This is a genomic window from Cupriavidus pampae, assembly GCF_914271485.1.
Classification (GTDB): Bacteria; Pseudomonadota; Gammaproteobacteria; order Burkholderiales; family Burkholderiaceae; genus Cupriavidus; species Cupriavidus pampae.
This window is the reverse complement of the sequence record NZ_CAJZAG010000005.1, coordinates 363,786-379,216: the sequence shown is the minus strand read 5'-3', so window position 1 is coordinate 379,216 and position 15,431 is coordinate 363,786. Positions and strand designations below refer to the sequence as shown.

Sequence of the window (15,431 nt, the reverse complement as noted above, 5' to 3'; positions counted from 1 at the left end):
CCGACCCAGCGCGCTGGCGCGGCAGGTCTGTCCCACCCTGGCATCTATGTCTCCTCTTGGCTATCCCGCCTTGGAAACTCTAGAACGCGATGCTCAACAGAGCGAGTAGTAACTACCCAGAGGATGGGAGCAGTAGACGCTGTCTTATTCCCCGGCGGGCGCTTCCGCTTTGAGTGTGGCCAGAGCATCCACCAGCCGTTTGGCATCCAATTCGTCCTCGACATAGATTTTTGCCAACGACCGGCTTGTGGCGGATCGCGGCTCGACCACGAATGAGCTGTTCTTCTGATAGAGATACGTCTCGGCAATCGAGCGGTAATAAATTCGGGTGCCTTTGCGGATGGTGGTGGTCTGCGCGTCAGCGGCAGCGCCGGGCGTGGGTACCGTCTTGACGCCGCGACCATATTCCACGTATCGATCGGTGACCTGAACCAGTTCCGGACGTCGCTTGCCCGGCTGCTCGTACAACACGCGCTGCACCACGGCCTGCGGATTGCTGATCGTGGCGGGCTGGTAATCCACGCGCGTCGCGCAGGCGCCCAGCATCAGGATCGGGAGAAGCGCTAACAGGCTTTTCATCGGTGATTGGACTCTAAAGCGTTGATTCGGGTGCGCAGATTATCAAGCCGCTTTAGTGCCGCGTGGCCCCAATAAGAGGGGTGTTGCCATGCGGCGACAGTATTTGCTTTTCTATTGGTGATTGAATGCGGCGCTAGCCGAGATCCCCGCCCCCAACGGGCACCACCGTTCCGGTCATATACGACGCTTCATCCGAGGCCAGGAACAGGATTACGCCGACTTGTTCGTCGATCGAGCCATAACGATGCATCAGGCTCGATGAGACGGTCTGATCGACGATCGCCCGATACCACACCGCTTCCTGATCGCTCTGCATTCCCGCGTTGCGCGGCACCTTGCGCGGCGGCGCTTCGGTGCCGCCGGTTGCCACCGCATTCACGCGAATGCCATCGCCCGCATGTTCGAAGGCCAGGCTCGCGGTCAAGGCGTTGACGCCGCCTTTGGCTGCCGCGTACGGCACGCGGTGAATGCTTCGTGTCGCAATCGACGACACATTCACGATCGTCCCGGACCGGCGCGCGATCATGCCCGGCAGCACGGCGCGGCAGCCCCAGAGCGTGGGAAACAGCGAACGCCGGATCTCCGCTTCAATCTCGTCTTCCGCGTAGTGCTCGTACGGTTTGGCCCAGATGGTGCCGCCGACGTTGTTGACGAGGATATCGACCGCGCCCAATGTCTCGGTAGCGGCAGCCACCATATGCCGCGCACCGGCAAACGTCTCCAGATCGGCGTGGACGGCGATTGCAGTGCCACCGGCCGACACGATCTCCGCTGCCACTTCGTCCACCAACGTGGCCCGGTCCACCAGCGCGACGCTGGCCCCTTCAGCCGCCGCGCGGAGGGCGACCCCGCGGCCAATCCCCTGCGCCGCACCGGTCACGATCATGGTGCGGCCCGCAAATCTCGATGCATAAGCCATCATGCCTCCGCGCTCGCCGAGAACTTCTCGTAGTAGAAATTGGCCGGAGAGATGCCCGAGCGCTGCAGCCACTCGCGTACCGCCTCCACCATGGCCACAGGGCCGCACAGATAGATATCCACATCGCCGTCGTTCAGCCATGCGGGATCGATATGGGCGGTGACGTAGCCCTTGCGCTCATGGGTGCTGCCACCATCGGCCACACATGTGCGGTAGCTGAAGCCCTCAACGGCCTGCGTTGCGACGTCCAGCCGATCGGTGGCGACGAGGTCGATGTCGTTCGTCACGCCATACACCATGCGCACCGGCTGTTGGCTACCCTGTGCGGCCAGCACGTCCAGCATCGACAGGAACGGCGCGATGCCCGTACCGCCAGCGAGGAACAATACCGGTCGCGTGGTCGGACGCAGATAGAAGCTCCCATACGGACCCGAGAACGCCATGCGCTGGCCGCTCTGCGCCCGAGCGGAAAGATAGTCGCTCATGCGTCCCTGCGGCACGTTGCGCACCACGAACGCCGCGCGCGCGGCACCGGGCGCCGAACTGAACGAGTAGGCGCGCGTGAGATCGCTGCCCGGAATTTCTACATTGACGTATTGCCCCGGCAGAAAGCTCAGCGCCGCAGGATCGTCGAGGTCGATCGCAAAGCTGATAGTCGAATCGGACAACGGTGCCACGTCGGCGATCGCACCCTCGTATCTGGCCACACCGGTCTTGCAGGCGCTGGACGATGCCGGCACCCGGATCACGCAATCGGAGCGCGGCCGCGTCTGGCACGACAGCACATACCCCTGCGCGGCGTCCTCCGCGGTCAGCGCGTCTTCGATATAGCTCGATTCCGGCAGGTCATAGTGGCCCGACTCGCAGAGCCCGCGGCAGGTGCCGCATGCGCCGTCACGGCAGTCGAGCGGGATGTTGATCTTCTGGCGGTATGCGGCGTCAGCCAGCGTTTCATTCTCGGCGCAGGAAATAAAGCGTGTCACGCCGTCTTCAAATTGCAGAGCGATGGTATGTGCCATGGCCGGGTCCCTCCGTAATGCAGGCGAATCAGATGTGATAGATGTCGATGACCTGATGGATGTAGTCGTTCTTGAGCACGACATACTTGTCCAGAATGCGCGGAGCCTCTCCAGCGCCAGAGAAATCGATCACGTAGCGCGACATGCCGAAGTAGCTGAAGTTGGTCTGATAGCGGTGCGCCAGCGTGTACCAGTTGAACCGTACCGTGGCCGTCGAACCCTCGACGCGCTCGATCTCGATATTGCTGAGGTTATGACTGGTGCGCGTGTCGGGAATCGTGGCGCTCGAACGCTCGGTCTTGATGCGAAAGATGCGATCCTCGAGGCCCTGGCGGTTCGGATAAAAGATCAGCGAGATCTCGCGCTCGGGATCGGTGACGAGCTGGCCGTCGTCATCCCAGCAGGGCATCCAGAAGCGCGCTTCAGGGTGGTAGCAGGTCAGCCAGTCGTCCCATTGCTCGTCGTCGAGCAGGCGCGCCTCGCGGTAGAGAAAGGCCGTGACGTTGGCGATATCGACAGTCGAGCTCATGCCGCTTCTCCCAGCGGTGTGGCCGGCTGCTGCTGTGCCACCGCGCGCTTCATCGTCTCCAGCCAGTAGCGATGCTGAATCGTGTAAAGCCCTTCGTCCTCGGTGCGAAGTCCGCTCATGACCGGCTTCAATCCAATCTGTTGGGCGGCCTCGTCGGCGCCCTCGATCCAATGCGTGGCGCCGCGGCACATGTCGTTCCACGCAAGCGCCTGACCTGCATAACCCTGCTGGCACGCGCGGAATTCTTCGAGATCGTCGGGCGTGGCCATGCCGCTGACATTGAAGAAGTCCTCGTACTGGCGGATGCGACGCGCACGTGCTTCGTCCGATTCGCCCTTCGGTGCGATGCAGTAGATCGTCACCTCGGTGCGGTCCACCGACAGCGGGCGCAGCAGACGGATCTGCGAGCCGAACTGATCCATCAGATAGACGTTCGGATACAGGCACAGATTGCGCGAGTTCTGGATCATCCAGTCGGCGGTAGCCGGGCCGCAGCGCTCGGCAAACTCGTCGCGGCGCGTAAAGTTGGGACGGTCCTCGGGATTGGCCCAGCGCGACCACAGCAGCATATGGCCGTGATCGAACGCATAGAAGCCACCGCCTTGCTTGCCCCAGTTGCCGGCATCCATCGCGCGGATCTTGTCCTCGCGTTCGTTCTGCTGCTTGCGCTGATTGGTGGTGGCGGCGTAGTTCCAGTGCACCGCGGACACGTGATAGCCATCGGCGCCATTCTCGGCCTGCAGCTTCCAGTTGCCCGCGAAGGTATAGGTCGATGAGCCGCGCAGGACTTCCAGTCCATCCGCCGACTGGTCGACGATCATGTCGATGATGCGCGCGGCATCGCCGAGGAACTGCTCGATCGGCAGCACGTCCGCGTTGAGGCTGCCAAACAGAAAACCACGATAGTTGGCAAACTTCGCAACCTTCTTCAGGTCATGCGAGCCTTCCTTGTTGAAGCACTCGGGATAGCCGGCCTGATCCGGGTCTTTCACCTTCAGCAGCTTGCCGCTGTTGTTGAAGGTCCAGCCGTGGAACGGGCAGGTGTAGGTGGCCTTGTTGCCGCGCTTGTGGCGGCACAGCATCGCACCACGATGGCTGCAGGCGTTGATGAATGCGTTGAGCTCGCCCTGACGATTGCGTGCAATCACGATCGGCTGTCGACCGATATGCGTGGTGTAGTAATCGTTGTTGTTGGGGATCTGGCTTTCATGCGCAAGGTAGATCCAGTTGCCTTCGAAGATGTGCTGCATCTCGAGGTCGAAGAGCGCTTCGTCGGTAAAGGCGGCGCGGTGCAACCGATAGTCGCCGGTCGCCTTGTCCTCGACCAGAAAGCGTTCGAGGCTGGCCACGGTGTGGGCTGCGTGCTGAGGTTGTTGAGCTTGCTGAGGGCGAGCGGTGCCCGCCCCGGTATCCAGATGGATCGGGATCATGGTTGTCTCCTGCCAGGGGGGTGCCGGGCGTCTGTCGCGCCGGCTGGTGTGGGGCTTAGGCGGCGGCGCGGATGCGCTCGACTTCGGCAGCGGGCGCTTCGGCCACGTCGCGCAACAGGCGGAAATCGAAGTCGATGGACGCGAACGGCTTGCTCAGCTGCAATCGGTCGAGTTGCGCGTGGTCGTCGATGCGATTGACCTTGGGCACCAGCCCGTCGCGGCTGGCAAAGGCGAAGTCGTCCCACAGATAAGCGTCGCCATCGATATTGATCTGCGTGGTCAGCTTGCGATGGCCCGGTGCGGAGACGAAGAAGTGAATATGCGCGGGGCGCTGACCATGGCGGGCCAGCAGATCGAGCAGGCGCTGCGTGGTGCCTTCCGGCGGGCAGCCGTACCCCTTCGGCACATTGCTGCGGAACTGATAGCGGCCCCTGGCATCGGTGACGATGGTGCGGCGCAGGTGGAAGTCCGGCTGCGATTTGTCGAAGAACGAGTAGTTGCCAAGCAGGTTGGCGTGCCAGACCTCGACGCGGGCGCCGGGCAGCGGCTTGCCAGCGGTGTCGTAGACCGTGCCTTGCATAAAGAGCACCTCGCCCCGATCGGCTTCGCTGCCATCGTCGAGTCGCGCATAACCGGTGGACTCCGGCGCACCGGCCACGTACAGCGGGCCTTCGATCGTGCGCGGCGTGGCGCCGGTCAGGCCAGCGCGGGCTTCCGCTTCATCGGCGCGGATATCGAGAAAACGCTCGAGCCCGAGGCCGGCGGCCAGCAGGCCGAGCTCGTGCGTGGCACCGGCTTCGGCCAGATACTCCACGCCCTTCCACACTTCGCTCGGGCTCAGGTCCAGGTCTTCGATCGCCTTGAACAGATCCGTGGTCAGGCGCACGACTACCTGCTGCACGCGTGGGTTGGGGCGGCCTTGCGTGGCCGTATCGACCAGGAACTGCTGTACCAGCGCTGCGATGTCAGCGTGCGTCATTGTCTCGCTCCGATATGTCTCTTTAGTGGGATCTACCGGTCGGTCACTTTATGCCTGGCGGGTATCAAACTCGCTGCAAGCTTGCTGTCCGACTTGTTGCGGAGCATAGTTGACGGGTATCTGGCACGTCCAAGACTGAATGAGTATCTGGACAATACCGAGAAGGTATGAAGATGGAACTGAGACATTTGCGCTACTTCGTGGCGGTGGCGGAGGAACGCAACTTCACGCGCGCCGCCGAAAGGCTGCACATTGCGCAGCCGCCGTTATCGCGGCAGATCCAGCAACTCGAGGAGTCGCTCGGCGTGCCGCTGTTCGAGCGCAACGCACGTCCGCTGAAACTGACCGACACGGGCCGCTACTTCTACACGCATGCGATGCAGTTGCTGGCGCAGACCGCCGAGCTCGAGGCCATGACGCGCCGTGTCGGCAAGATCGAGCGCGCGATGTCGATCGGTTTTGTCGGCTCCACGTTGTATGGCATGCTGCCCCGCATCATTCGCCGCTATCGCACCGAGCATGCCGATATCGAGCTGGCGTTGCACGAAATGTCGACGATGGATCAGATCAAGGCGCTCAAGGAAGGGCGCATCGATGTGGGCTTCGGGCGCATTCGCCATGACGATCCGGCCGTGCGGCGCGTGGTGTTGCGCGAGGAGCGGATGATCGTGGCGCTGCCGCAGGGGCATCGGTTGTCGGTGGGCCGCACGCAGTTGAGCCTGCACGACCTGCTGGACGACACGCTGATCATTTTTCCGAAGGCGCCGCGCCCGAGCTTTGCCGATCAGGTGCTGGCCGCTTTCCACGATCGGGCGCTGCAGCCGCGCCGCATTCAGGAAACGCGTGAACTGCAGATTGCACTGGGACTGGTCGCGATGGGCGAGGGCATCGCCGTGGTGCCGAGCAGTGTCTATGGTCTGAAGCGCGACGATGTGACCTACCTCGAGCTGGACGATCCCAAGCTGGTATCGCCGATCATCATGAGCATGCGCGCGCTTGACGAGTCCGCGGACCTGCGTGCGATGCTCGACCTGATCTATCGCCTGTACGAGGAAATCGGCATGGATTACCTGCCACCGGCGCAGGAGTGATTCATGCCCCCTGGGCTTTTACCCACGCAATGGTCCGCAAGAGTTGCGGCGAGGTATCACCCGCGCGGTAGCTCATGATCACCGGCGACACGAAGCCGGGCGCCACGATGGGCACGTAGCGGACGTCGTCGCGATGCAGCCGTTGTACCGATGACGGCACCAGCGTAATGCCCAGTCCCGCAGCCACCAGTCCCAGCGCGGTCTGCAACTCGTTGGCCTCCTGCACCACGCGCGGTTGCAACCCTTGCGCGCGGAATAGCGACAGGACGTGATCGGCATAGCTTGGCCGAGGTCTGGCCGGATAGAGAATCAGCGGCTGGCGGGCGAGATCCGCGGCGTCGAAGGGCGCGGCCGGTGGGGCGGTGGTGATGGGCATGGCCGCCACCAGTGTCTCCGCCATGACCACTTGCTGGATGATGGCGGGATCGTTGAACGCCAGGCGCCCGAAACCGAGATCGATGCGGCCGGACTTGAGCGCGTCTACCTGCTGGACCGTGATCATCTCGGTCAGGCCGACTTCCACCTCGCTGTCGTCACCACGCAGTTCCCGAATCAGCTCGGGCAAGACCCCATATAGCACCGACGGCACGAAGCCGATGCCGAACCAGCGTTTCTCGTTGCGGCCGATGCGCCGGGTGCCTTCCAGCGTTTCTTCCAGCCGCTGCGTCAGTTGCAGCGATTGCTCCAGCAGGAAGCGGCCGGCTTCGGTCAGCTTTAATCCCCGCGCGACGCGATCGAACAGCGCCACGCCCACTTCTTCCTCGAACTGTCGGATCTGGCGCGATAAGGGCGGCTGGGCCATATGGAGCTTTTCCGCCGCGCGCGTCACGTTGAGTTCCTGGGCGACGGTCTGGAAATAGCGGAGGTGGCGGAGTTCCATGGTGCGATCGAGGGTTGCTGAGGCATACCCAGCGGGTATGAATCGAGACATCTTCGGTCTTGGACGCTTGTGAAGTCAAGGTCCATACTCGGTGCAACGCGTGATCTTGCATGGAGAAGGTATGACGGCAACAATTTCTGCGATCGAGGCCATCCTGGTCGATCTGCCCACGATCCGGGCCCATCAACTGGCCATGACCACGATGCAGCAGCAGACGCTGGTGATCGTGCGTCTGCGCTGCAGCGACGGCGTGGAGGGCATGGGCGAGGCCACCACGATTGGCGGCCTGTCGTATGGCGAGGAAAGCCCCGAGAGCATCAAGCTGACGATCGATACCTATCTGGCCCCCGCGCTCGTGGGGCAGGACGCCTCCAACGTGCATGGCGCGATGGCACGGCTGAACAAGGTGGCGCGCGGCAACCGCTTTGCCAAGTCCGCGCTGGAGTCGGCCATGCTCGACGCGCAGGGCAAGCGGCTGGGCGTGCCACTTGCCACGTTGCTCGGCGGCGCGGTGCGTGACACGTTGCCAGTGTTGTGGACCTTGGCCAGCGGCGACACGGGCCGCGATATCGAGGAGGCCGAAGGTCTGCTCGAACAACGCCGCCATAACACCTTCAAGCTCAAGATCGGCCGGCGCAGCGTGCGTGACGATGTGGCGCATGTCTCGGCGATCAAGCGCGCGCTGGGCGATCGCGCGCGCGTGACGGTCGACGTCAACCAGGCGTGGAACGAAGCCGAGGCGGCCGTAGGCATTGCCGCGCTCGAAGCGGCGGGCATCGATCTGATCGAGCAGCCCACGCCGCGTGAGCATCGCGCGGCGCTGGCACGGTTGGCCGCGCGCTTTGTGGTGCCGATCATGGCCGACGAGGCCGTGACCGGACCCGAGGATGCGATGGAACTGGCGCGCCTGGGCGCGGCGGATGTGTTCGCGCTCAAGATCGCCAAGTCCGGCGGGATCTTTGGCATGCTGCGTACGGCGGCCGTGGGCGATGCGGCCGGCATCGCGCTGTATGGCGGCACGATGCTGGAAGGCGCCGTGGGTACCATTGCCGCGGCGCATGGCTTCTGCACGCTGCCGCAACTGGCGTGGGGCACCGAGTTGTTCGGCCCGCTGCTGGTGAAGGACGACATCGTGACCGAGCGTCCGGTGTTCAAGGACTTCGCGCTGCATCTGCCGCAGGGGCCGGGGCTGGGCCTCGCCATCGACGAGGACAAGCTGGCTCACTACCGTCGCAAGGTTTAATCCGCTTTCTTATTCCTATCGGAGACATAACTCATGCTGTTCCTCGTCAGGATGGATGTGCAGGTGCCACACGACTTGCCCGCCGACGCGTTTGAAGAGATCAAGGCCCGCGAGAAGGCTTATTCGCAGGATCTGCAGCGCCAGGGCAAGTGGCAGGCGCTGTATCGCGTGGTGGGCGAGTACGCCAACTACAGCGTGTTCGACGTGGAGTCGAACGACGAACTGCATACGTTGCTGTCGGCGTTGCCGTTGTTTCGGTACATGAAGCTGCACGTTACACCCCTGGCCAAGCATCCCTCGTCGATCCGCTGATCGGCAAACAATACAAGACATACGGAGACAAACGCGATGAAGTCCTTGCCGCAACGCCCGGCGCGCCTGCTGGTGCCGTCCGTCATTGCCGCTGCGCTGCTGATGGCGGCCGCGGCGCCGGCGCATGCCGCCTATCCCGACCATCCGATTCGCTGGGTGGTGCCGTTTCCCGCGGGCGGGGCGATGGACAACATCGCGCGCACACTTGGCGAAGACATGTCGAAATCGCTGGGGCAGGCGATCGTCGTGGAGAACCGTCCCGGTGCGGGCGGCAATATTGGCGCGGAGATGGTGGCGCGAGCGCCGGCGGACGGTTACACGCTGATCATCGTGGCCAACGGCATGGCGGTGAATCCGGCGTTGTACGGCAAGCTTTCCTATGACCCGATCAAGGACTTCGCGCCGGTGTCGCTGCTGGCGGTGGTGCCGAACGTGCTGGTGACCAGCAAGGCAAAGAATCCGGTCAAGACGGTTGCCGAAGTCATCGCCAGTGCCAAGGCCAAGCCGGGCAAGTACAGCTATGCCTCGGCGGGCAACGGTACGTCGATCCATCTGGCGGGCGAACTGTTCACGTCGATGGCGCACGTGGACCTGCTGCATATCCCGTACAAGGGGTCGGGCCCGGCGATGACGGATCTGCTCGGCGGGCAGGTGGACTACATGTTCGACAGCATCACGTCGGCCAAGCCGCATATCGATAGCGGCAAGCTGACGGCCATCGCGGTGACCACCAGCGTGCGGTCGTCCGCGCTGCCCAATGTGCCGACGGTGGCGGAAGCGGGTGTGCCGGGCTATGAGTTGTCGCCATGGTTTGCCACATTCGTGCCGGCGAAGACGCCGCAGGCTGTGGTCGACACGCTCAATCGCGCCATGCTGGAAGCGCTGAAGAAGCCGGCCGTGCAGCAACGGCTGGCAGCGATTGGCGCGGAGCCGATCGGTAGCACACCGGCGCAGCTCAGGGACCATCTGGCAAAGGAAACCGTCAAATGGGGCGTGCTGATTCGCGAGCGCGGGATCAGGGGGGACTGAGGTCCGAGTTCTACTAAGGCAGTATTGCGGACGGCCGCGGTGTGAACCATGCTGGTTCTTCGAAGACCACATTCCACGGTCTGGGGGGATGGTTCATGAGAGCGAGCAGGCATTCGTTTGTCCGCCTTTTGTGCGGTGCGATGTCTTTGGCTGCGGCGATGTTCGTGACGAGCTTGTCCGCAGCCGACAAGCCAAAACCCAGCGTCGCGGTCGATGCCTCGGGCAACCTCCGTGTGCCGGATGCCTATCGGACTACGTACAACTATCTGGGTACCTGGGCGGTGGCCAAGGATCAGGGCGCCGGTTCGGAGGAGTTGCATGTGGTCTATGCCTCGCCGGGCACGATCGACGCCTATCGCAAGAGCGGCAGCTTTCCGGACGGCACGGTGCTGGTGAAAGAGGTGTACATGGCCGCCACCGAGCCGATGACCACCGGCACCGTCAGTCATTCGGAGAAACTCCGTGGCTGGTTCGTGATGGTGCGCGACAGCAAGGGGCGCTACCCGCAGGGCGATACGTGGGGCGATGGCTGGGGCTGGGCCTGGTTCGACGACGGCAAGCCGACCGTGGCGTCGCGCAATTTGCCGACGAAGAGCGGGGTGCCGATGCCCACGTCCAATTACAAGCAGAACTGTCTGGCGTGTCATACGCCGGCCAAGGCCACCGAGTGGATCTATATTCAGGGCTATCCGGCGCTGAAGAAGTAGGCGTTATTTCTGTTCGTCATGGCTGCACCACCGCGGCCACCGCCGCCAGGATCTGCTCGCGCAACCACGTGACACCGGCATCCGCCTGAGCCCGGCGCGTGTGGATGAGGTCGATATCGAAAGCGGTATCCGTCAGGGCCTTGGGCAATTCGTAGATCTGTACCTCCGCCGGTGCCAGCTGTTGTGCCGCGCGCCGGGCCATCGTCGCCACCAGATCGCTGCTCGCTACCGCGAGGGGCAGGGCGACGATATGCGAGAACGTTGCCGCCACGCGGCGATGTTGGCCCAGGCGCTCGAGCTTGCCGTCGATTACGCCACGGCGCGAGCCATCGTCGCTGGGCACGAATAGCGCGTGTGGCAACCGCAGATACGTCGCGAGATCGATCGTGCGGCGACGCCGCGTGCCGCTCAGCAGCGGATGCTCGCGGTGCGCGATGCAGACAAAATCCTCCTGATACAACGTTGTCCTGACCATGCGCTTCGGCGTGCTCAGGTGGCCGCTGATGGCGACGTCGGCCACACCGTGATCGAGCTGATCGTGGATGGTTGCACGATCGAGCGCCATCACGCGCAGATCGATATCCGGCGCGGCGAGACGCAGGCGGGCAATCAGATGCGGCAGCAGCACGATGTCGGCGTAGTCGCTGGCGGCGATGGTGAAGCGCCGACCTGCGGGGACGGCCGGGTCGAACGCCACCGATTGGCCCATGGCCTGACGCACATGGTCCAGCGCAAGTGTGATGGCGGGCATCAGCGCATGGGCCAGTTCGGTGGGTTGCATGCCGGCGGTGCCGCGTACGAACAGGTCGTCACCGAACAGCGCGCGCAGGCGCGTCAGCGCGTTGCTCACGGACGGCTGCGCACGGTTGAGCCGCTGGCCGGCCAGCGTGACATTGCGCGTTTGATATAGCGCCTCGAACGTGACGAGGAGGTTCAGGTCTACTCGCGATAGATTCATTTGGTGAATGTAATGGATGACGAATATCCATTTCAAGAATGCCGATGCAGTGCGTACGATATCCGCTTCTGATGACTTCGTGCACAGGTGCGTCGTGGACACCGTATTGGTTACCGGGATCGAGCCATTCGACGGCGAGACGTTGAATCCTTCGTGGGAGGCGGTGCGTGCCATGGACGGTCGCGTAGTGGGTGGCGCGCAGATCGTGGCGCGGCAACTGCCGTGCGTGATTGGCGAGGTGCGGCAGACGCTGATCGGGCATATCGAAGCGGTCGATCCCGTGTTGGTGTTGTGCCTTGGGCAGGCTGGCGGACGGTGCGATGTCTCGATCGAGCGCGTGGCGATCAATGTCGTCGATGCGCGCATTCCCGACAATGCCGGGCGGCAGCCGGTGGACGAACCTGTGGTCGCGGGTGGACCGGTAGGGTATTTCTCGGCGTTGCCGATCAAGGCGCTGGTGCGGGCCCTGCGCGCGGCGGGGATTCCTGCGTCGGTGTCGCAGACGGCGGGCACCTATAACTGCAATGCCATCTTCTATGCGCTGCTGCATTACATCGCGACCGAGCGGCCGGCATTGCGGGGTGGGTTTGTGCACGTGCCCTATCTACCGGAGATGGCCGCGCATCATCCGGGCGCGCCCAGTCTCGATGTACGGACGTTGATCGCGGCGATCGAGGTCATGGTGGCGACGTCGCTGTCCACGGCGCAGGACGTGAAGTACGCGGCGGGGGCCACGCACTGATGTCGCTTGTCGCTGCGGCTAACGACCCCGAAAAGTTGAGTTCGGCCACGAGTCCGTGGACCGTGGCGATCACCGGGCTCGTTTGCCTCGTGGTCTCGCTTGGCATCGGCCGCTTTGCGTTCACGCCGTTGTTGCCGATGATGCTGCACGATGGCACGGTCACCCTCGCACAGGGTGGGGCGCTCGCGACCGCAAACTACATCGGCTATCTGGTGGGCTCGCTGCTCGGACTGGTCTGGCGCGTGGACTCGGCACGCGCCGCGCGGTTTGCGCTGGTGCTGACGGTGCTGCTGACACTGGCGATGGCATTGCCCGGAACCCTCGCAATATGGATGGTCTGGCGCGCGCTGGCTGGTGTCGCAAGCGCGCTGGTCATGATTCATGCCACCACGTGGTGCATGCAGCGGCTAGCCGGCCTTGGCCGTTCGAACATGATTGGCCTGATGTTCTGCGGCACCGGTATCGGCATCGTGCTGACCGGTGCGCCGGCCGTCGCGATGGCCGCAATGCAGTGGAGCGCGCGGCAGGGCTGGGCCTGCTTCGCGGTGATTGGTGCATTGCTGGTGGCGGCGATCTGGCGAGTCCTGACGCCACGACCTGCGGTGGCGGCTTCCACGGCGCAAAGCACGAGCGCGCCACCGTTGTCATGGCGCGCACCACGCACGGTGGCGCTGACCGTTGCCTACGGGCTGGCCGGCTTCGGCTACATCATCACCGCAACCTTCCTGCCCGTGATCGCGCGGCAGGCGCTGCCGCAGAGCTTGTGGGCACATCTGTTCTGGCCGCTATTCGGCGTCGGCGTAACCATCGGCGCCGCGCTGGTCACGCGAGTCGGCACGCAGCGCGATAACTGGCGCCTGCTGACGGCGCTGTACATCATGCAGGCCACCGGCGTAGCCCTGGCCGCGAGCTGGCAGTCGGTGACCGGACTCGCCCTGAGCAGCCTGCTGGTCGGCCTACCGTTCACCGCCCTGATCGCCCTCTCGATGCGCGAAGCCCACCGCCTGGCGGGCCCCCGCTCGCCACAACTGATCAGCCTGATGACAGCCACCTACGCCATCGGCCAGATCGCCGGCCCCCCACTAGCCGCCACCACGATCACACACACCGGCAGCTTCGGCCTGTCGTTGACGATTGCCGCCGGGGCACTAGCGGTGGGGGCGGCGATCTGTTGGCGGACGCGTCCTAGAACATGTCCGCGGCCTGCTGACCGGTAGCTTCCACAGAAGTCTCGCCTGCCGTCCTCGACGGGATATACGGCCCGGTCAGCATCGTCGCGTAGCTCTGGCCAGGGCCGACCATCGGAAACACGTCCGCGTCCTGATCGACCATCACCTCGAGGAACGCGGGGCCACGAAACGCGACGAACGCGCGCAGGCGATCGTCGAGGTTCTCGATGGCTTCCACGCGCTCGGCGAACTCGAAGCCATCGGCCAGCGCCGTCTGCACGAAGTCCTTGCGGTGCAGCGATTTGTCGCTCACGCACAGGCGGCCCTCGAAGTAGAGGCGCTGCCATTGCCGGATCATGCCGTCGCCACGATTGTTGAGCAGCAGCACCTTGATGGGGACGTCATAGGTGCTGGCGGTCTCGAGTTCGCCGAGGTTCATGCGGATGCTGCCATCGCCGTCGATATCGATGACCAGCGCATCGGGCTGCGCCAACTGCGCGCCAATCGCGGCGGGCAGGCCGAAGCCCATGGTGCCCATGCTGCCCGAGGTCAGGAACGTGCGAGGCTCCCTCACATCGAAAAACTGCGCGGCCCACATCTGATGCTGGCCCACGCCGGTGGTGATGATCGCGCGCCCGCCGGTGATCTCGCTCAAGCGCTCCACCACACGCTGCGGCTGGATATGGATGCTGTCGCGGTTGTAGCTCATGCGATAGGTGCGCTTGAGCTCGGCCACGGCATCGATCCACGCCGCATGCCGATGAGCAACCGGACCGTGCTCCATCAGCGACAGCAACGCGCGCTTCGCATCGCCCACGTGGCTCCAGTGCGTTTTCTTGACCTTGTCGATCTCCGCCTCATCGATGTCGATGTGCGCCACGCGGCGCGCATTCGGCGCAAATGAATCGGGGCGGCCGCCTGCCACGCGATCGTCGAAACGCGCGCCCACCGCGATCAGCAGGTCGCAATCCTCCACTGCGTAGTTGGCGCACGCGGTCCCGTGCATGCCCAGCATGCCGAGATACAGCTCGTGCTTCGCGGGCATCGCGCCCAGTCCCATCAGTGTGCTGACCACCGGCAGGCAGTAACGCTCGGCGAAGTCCTGCAGCTCGCGGGTCGCATCAGCACTCGCGATGCCGCCGCCGACGTAGAGCAGGGGCCGTTTGCTGTCCTGCAGCAACTGGAAGAACTGGGCGCGCTTGTCGTCATCGAGGTGCGCGCCCTTTGCCACCGAACGCAGACGATCCGAGTAACCGCGAAACTCCAGCGTACCCGCACCGATATACGGGCCGAACCAGTTCTGGATGTCTTTCGGCACATCCACCACCACGGGGCCGGGGCGGCCCGTGCGAGCCACCTCGAATGCGGTACGCAGCGTCTGCTCGAGCTTGGCGGGATCCGTCACCAGGAAGACCTGCTTGGCGCAGGCCGACATGATGTTGAAGACCGGGGCTTCCTGAAACGCGTCCGTGCCGATCGCGGCGCGCGGCACCTGGCCGCAGATCAGCACCACGGGCACCGAATCGCCGTTGCAGTCGGCAATCGGCGTGACCGCATTGGTCGCGCCAGGGCCCGACGTCACCATGAACACGCCCACCTTGCCGCTCGCACGCGCGTAGCCGGCGGCCATAAAGCCCGCGGCCTGCTCGTTGGCCGGGACCACCAGCCTGATCTGCTGCGAGGGATCGTCCTGATGCATTTCGTTGAAGCGAAAGACCGCATCGTAGGTCGGCAGAATCGCGCCGCCGCTGTAGCCGAATACCGTATCCACGCCTTGCTCGCTGAGTACGCGCAGGATGATATCGGCGCCGGACATCACTTCGTGTTCGATCGATGTCTCGTCGA

16 protein-coding genes are annotated in these 15,431 nt (G+C 63.9%); 7 read left to right on the top strand and 9 right to left on the bottom strand.

Annotation, left to right across the window (positions count from 1 at the left end; genetic code table 11):
* Positions 1-144: 144 nt before the first annotated feature.
* The 6 genes from LDO41_RS14800 to catA form a co-directional block, all read right to left on the bottom strand.
* Positions 145-579, bottom strand: coding sequence for a hypothetical protein (locus LDO41_RS14800; RefSeq protein ID WP_223989384.1), 435 nt, complete (start codon positions 577-579; stop codon positions 145-147).
* 133 nt (positions 580-712) lie between these two features.
* On the bottom strand, positions 713-1,498 hold the full coding sequence (locus tag LDO41_RS14795) for a 1,6-dihydroxycyclohexa-2,4-diene-1-carboxylate dehydrogenase (protein ID WP_223989636.1): 786 nt from the start codon (positions 1,496-1,498) through the stop codon (positions 713-715).
* Positions 1,498-2,517: a benzoate 1,2-dioxygenase electron transfer component BenC gene (gene benC, locus LDO41_RS14790; protein WP_223989382.1), complete on the bottom strand. Its 1,020-nt coding sequence runs from the start codon at positions 2,515-2,517 to the stop codon at positions 1,498-1,500. The genes LDO41_RS14795 and benC overlap by 1 nt, the downstream gene beginning before the upstream one ends.
* Before the next feature lie 28 nt (positions 2,518-2,545).
* Positions 2,546-3,046, bottom strand: coding sequence for a benzoate 1,2-dioxygenase small subunit (benB, locus tag LDO41_RS14785; protein WP_223989380.1), 501 nt, complete (start codon positions 3,044-3,046; stop codon positions 2,546-2,548).
* On the bottom strand, positions 3,043-4,476 hold the full coding sequence (gene benA, locus LDO41_RS14780; RefSeq protein ID WP_223989378.1) for a benzoate 1,2-dioxygenase large subunit: 1,434 nt from the start codon (positions 4,474-4,476) through the stop codon (positions 3,043-3,045). Before benA ends, benB begins: the two co-directional genes overlap by 4 nt.
* A gap of 55 nt (positions 4,477-4,531) precedes the next feature.
* Positions 4,532-5,455 (bottom strand): catechol 1,2-dioxygenase, encoded by a 924-nt coding sequence (catA, locus tag LDO41_RS14775; protein WP_223989375.1) that lies wholly within the window; start codon positions 5,453-5,455, stop codon positions 4,532-4,534.
* A gap of 173 nt (positions 5,456-5,628) precedes the next feature.
* Between catA and LDO41_RS14770 the strand changes: the two genes are divergently transcribed.
* Positions 5,629-6,546 carry a LysR family transcriptional regulator gene (locus tag LDO41_RS14770; protein ID WP_223989374.1) on the top strand — a complete coding sequence of 306 codons (918 nt, stop codon included), beginning with the start codon at positions 5,629-5,631 and terminating at the stop codon, positions 6,544-6,546.
* A 1-nt stretch (position 6,547) separates the two neighbouring features.
* Here LDO41_RS14770 and LDO41_RS14765 read toward each other — a convergent pair whose 3' ends face one another.
* Complete coding sequence (locus LDO41_RS14765; protein WP_223989371.1) at positions 6,548-7,426, bottom strand: LysR family transcriptional regulator; 879 nt, start codon at positions 7,424-7,426, stop codon at positions 6,548-6,550.
* Between the two features lie 121 nt (positions 7,427-7,547).
* Between LDO41_RS14765 and LDO41_RS14760 the strand changes: the two genes are divergently transcribed.
* The 4 genes from LDO41_RS14760 to LDO41_RS14745 all read left to right on the top strand — a co-directional run bounded on the left by LDO41_RS14760 (position 7,548) and on the right by LDO41_RS14745 (position 10,717).
* The gene (locus LDO41_RS14760; RefSeq protein ID WP_223989369.1) at positions 7,548-8,669 is read left to right on the top strand and encodes a muconate/chloromuconate family cycloisomerase; all 1,122 of its coding nucleotides are present in this window, start codon (positions 7,548-7,550) and stop codon (positions 8,667-8,669) included.
* 33 nt (positions 8,670-8,702) lie between these two features.
* Positions 8,703-8,981: a muconolactone Delta-isomerase gene (catC, locus tag LDO41_RS14755; protein WP_223989366.1), complete on the top strand. Its 279-nt coding sequence runs from the start codon at positions 8,703-8,705 to the stop codon at positions 8,979-8,981.
* 36 nt (positions 8,982-9,017) lie between these two features.
* The gene (locus LDO41_RS14750) at positions 9,018-10,010 is read left to right on the top strand and encodes a tripartite tricarboxylate transporter substrate binding protein (RefSeq protein WP_223989364.1); all 993 of its coding nucleotides are present in this window, start codon (positions 9,018-9,020) and stop codon (positions 10,008-10,010) included.
* 164 nt (positions 10,011-10,174) lie between these two features.
* The gene (locus LDO41_RS14745; RefSeq protein ID WP_223989362.1) at positions 10,175-10,717 is read left to right on the top strand and encodes a cytochrome P460 family protein; all 543 of its coding nucleotides are present in this window, start codon (positions 10,175-10,177) and stop codon (positions 10,715-10,717) included.
* A 16-nt stretch (positions 10,718-10,733) separates the two neighbouring features.
* Here the strand turns inward: LDO41_RS14745 and LDO41_RS14740 are convergent, their stop codons facing one another.
* Positions 10,734-11,675 (bottom strand): LysR family transcriptional regulator, encoded by a 942-nt coding sequence (locus tag LDO41_RS14740; RefSeq protein WP_223989360.1) that lies wholly within the window; start codon positions 11,673-11,675, stop codon positions 10,734-10,736.
* A 94-nt stretch (positions 11,676-11,769) separates the two neighbouring features.
* On the opposite strand from LDO41_RS14740, the gene pcp reads away from it, so the two are divergent.
* Positions 11,770-12,417: a pyroglutamyl-peptidase I gene (gene pcp / locus LDO41_RS14735; protein WP_223989358.1), complete on the top strand. Its 648-nt coding sequence runs from the start codon at positions 11,770-11,772 to the stop codon at positions 12,415-12,417.
* Positions 12,417-13,634, top strand: coding sequence for a YbfB/YjiJ family MFS transporter (locus LDO41_RS14730; protein ID WP_223989356.1), 1,218 nt, complete (start codon positions 12,417-12,419; stop codon positions 13,632-13,634). The genes pcp and LDO41_RS14730 overlap by 1 nt, the downstream gene beginning before the upstream one ends.
* Here LDO41_RS14730 and ilvB read toward each other — a convergent pair.
* Complete coding sequence (ilvB, locus tag LDO41_RS14725) at positions 13,603-15,402, bottom strand: biosynthetic-type acetolactate synthase large subunit (protein WP_223989634.1); 1,800 nt, start codon at positions 15,400-15,402, stop codon at positions 13,603-13,605. The genes LDO41_RS14730 and ilvB overlap by 32 nt on opposite strands.
* Positions 15,403-15,431: the final 29 nt, after the last annotated feature.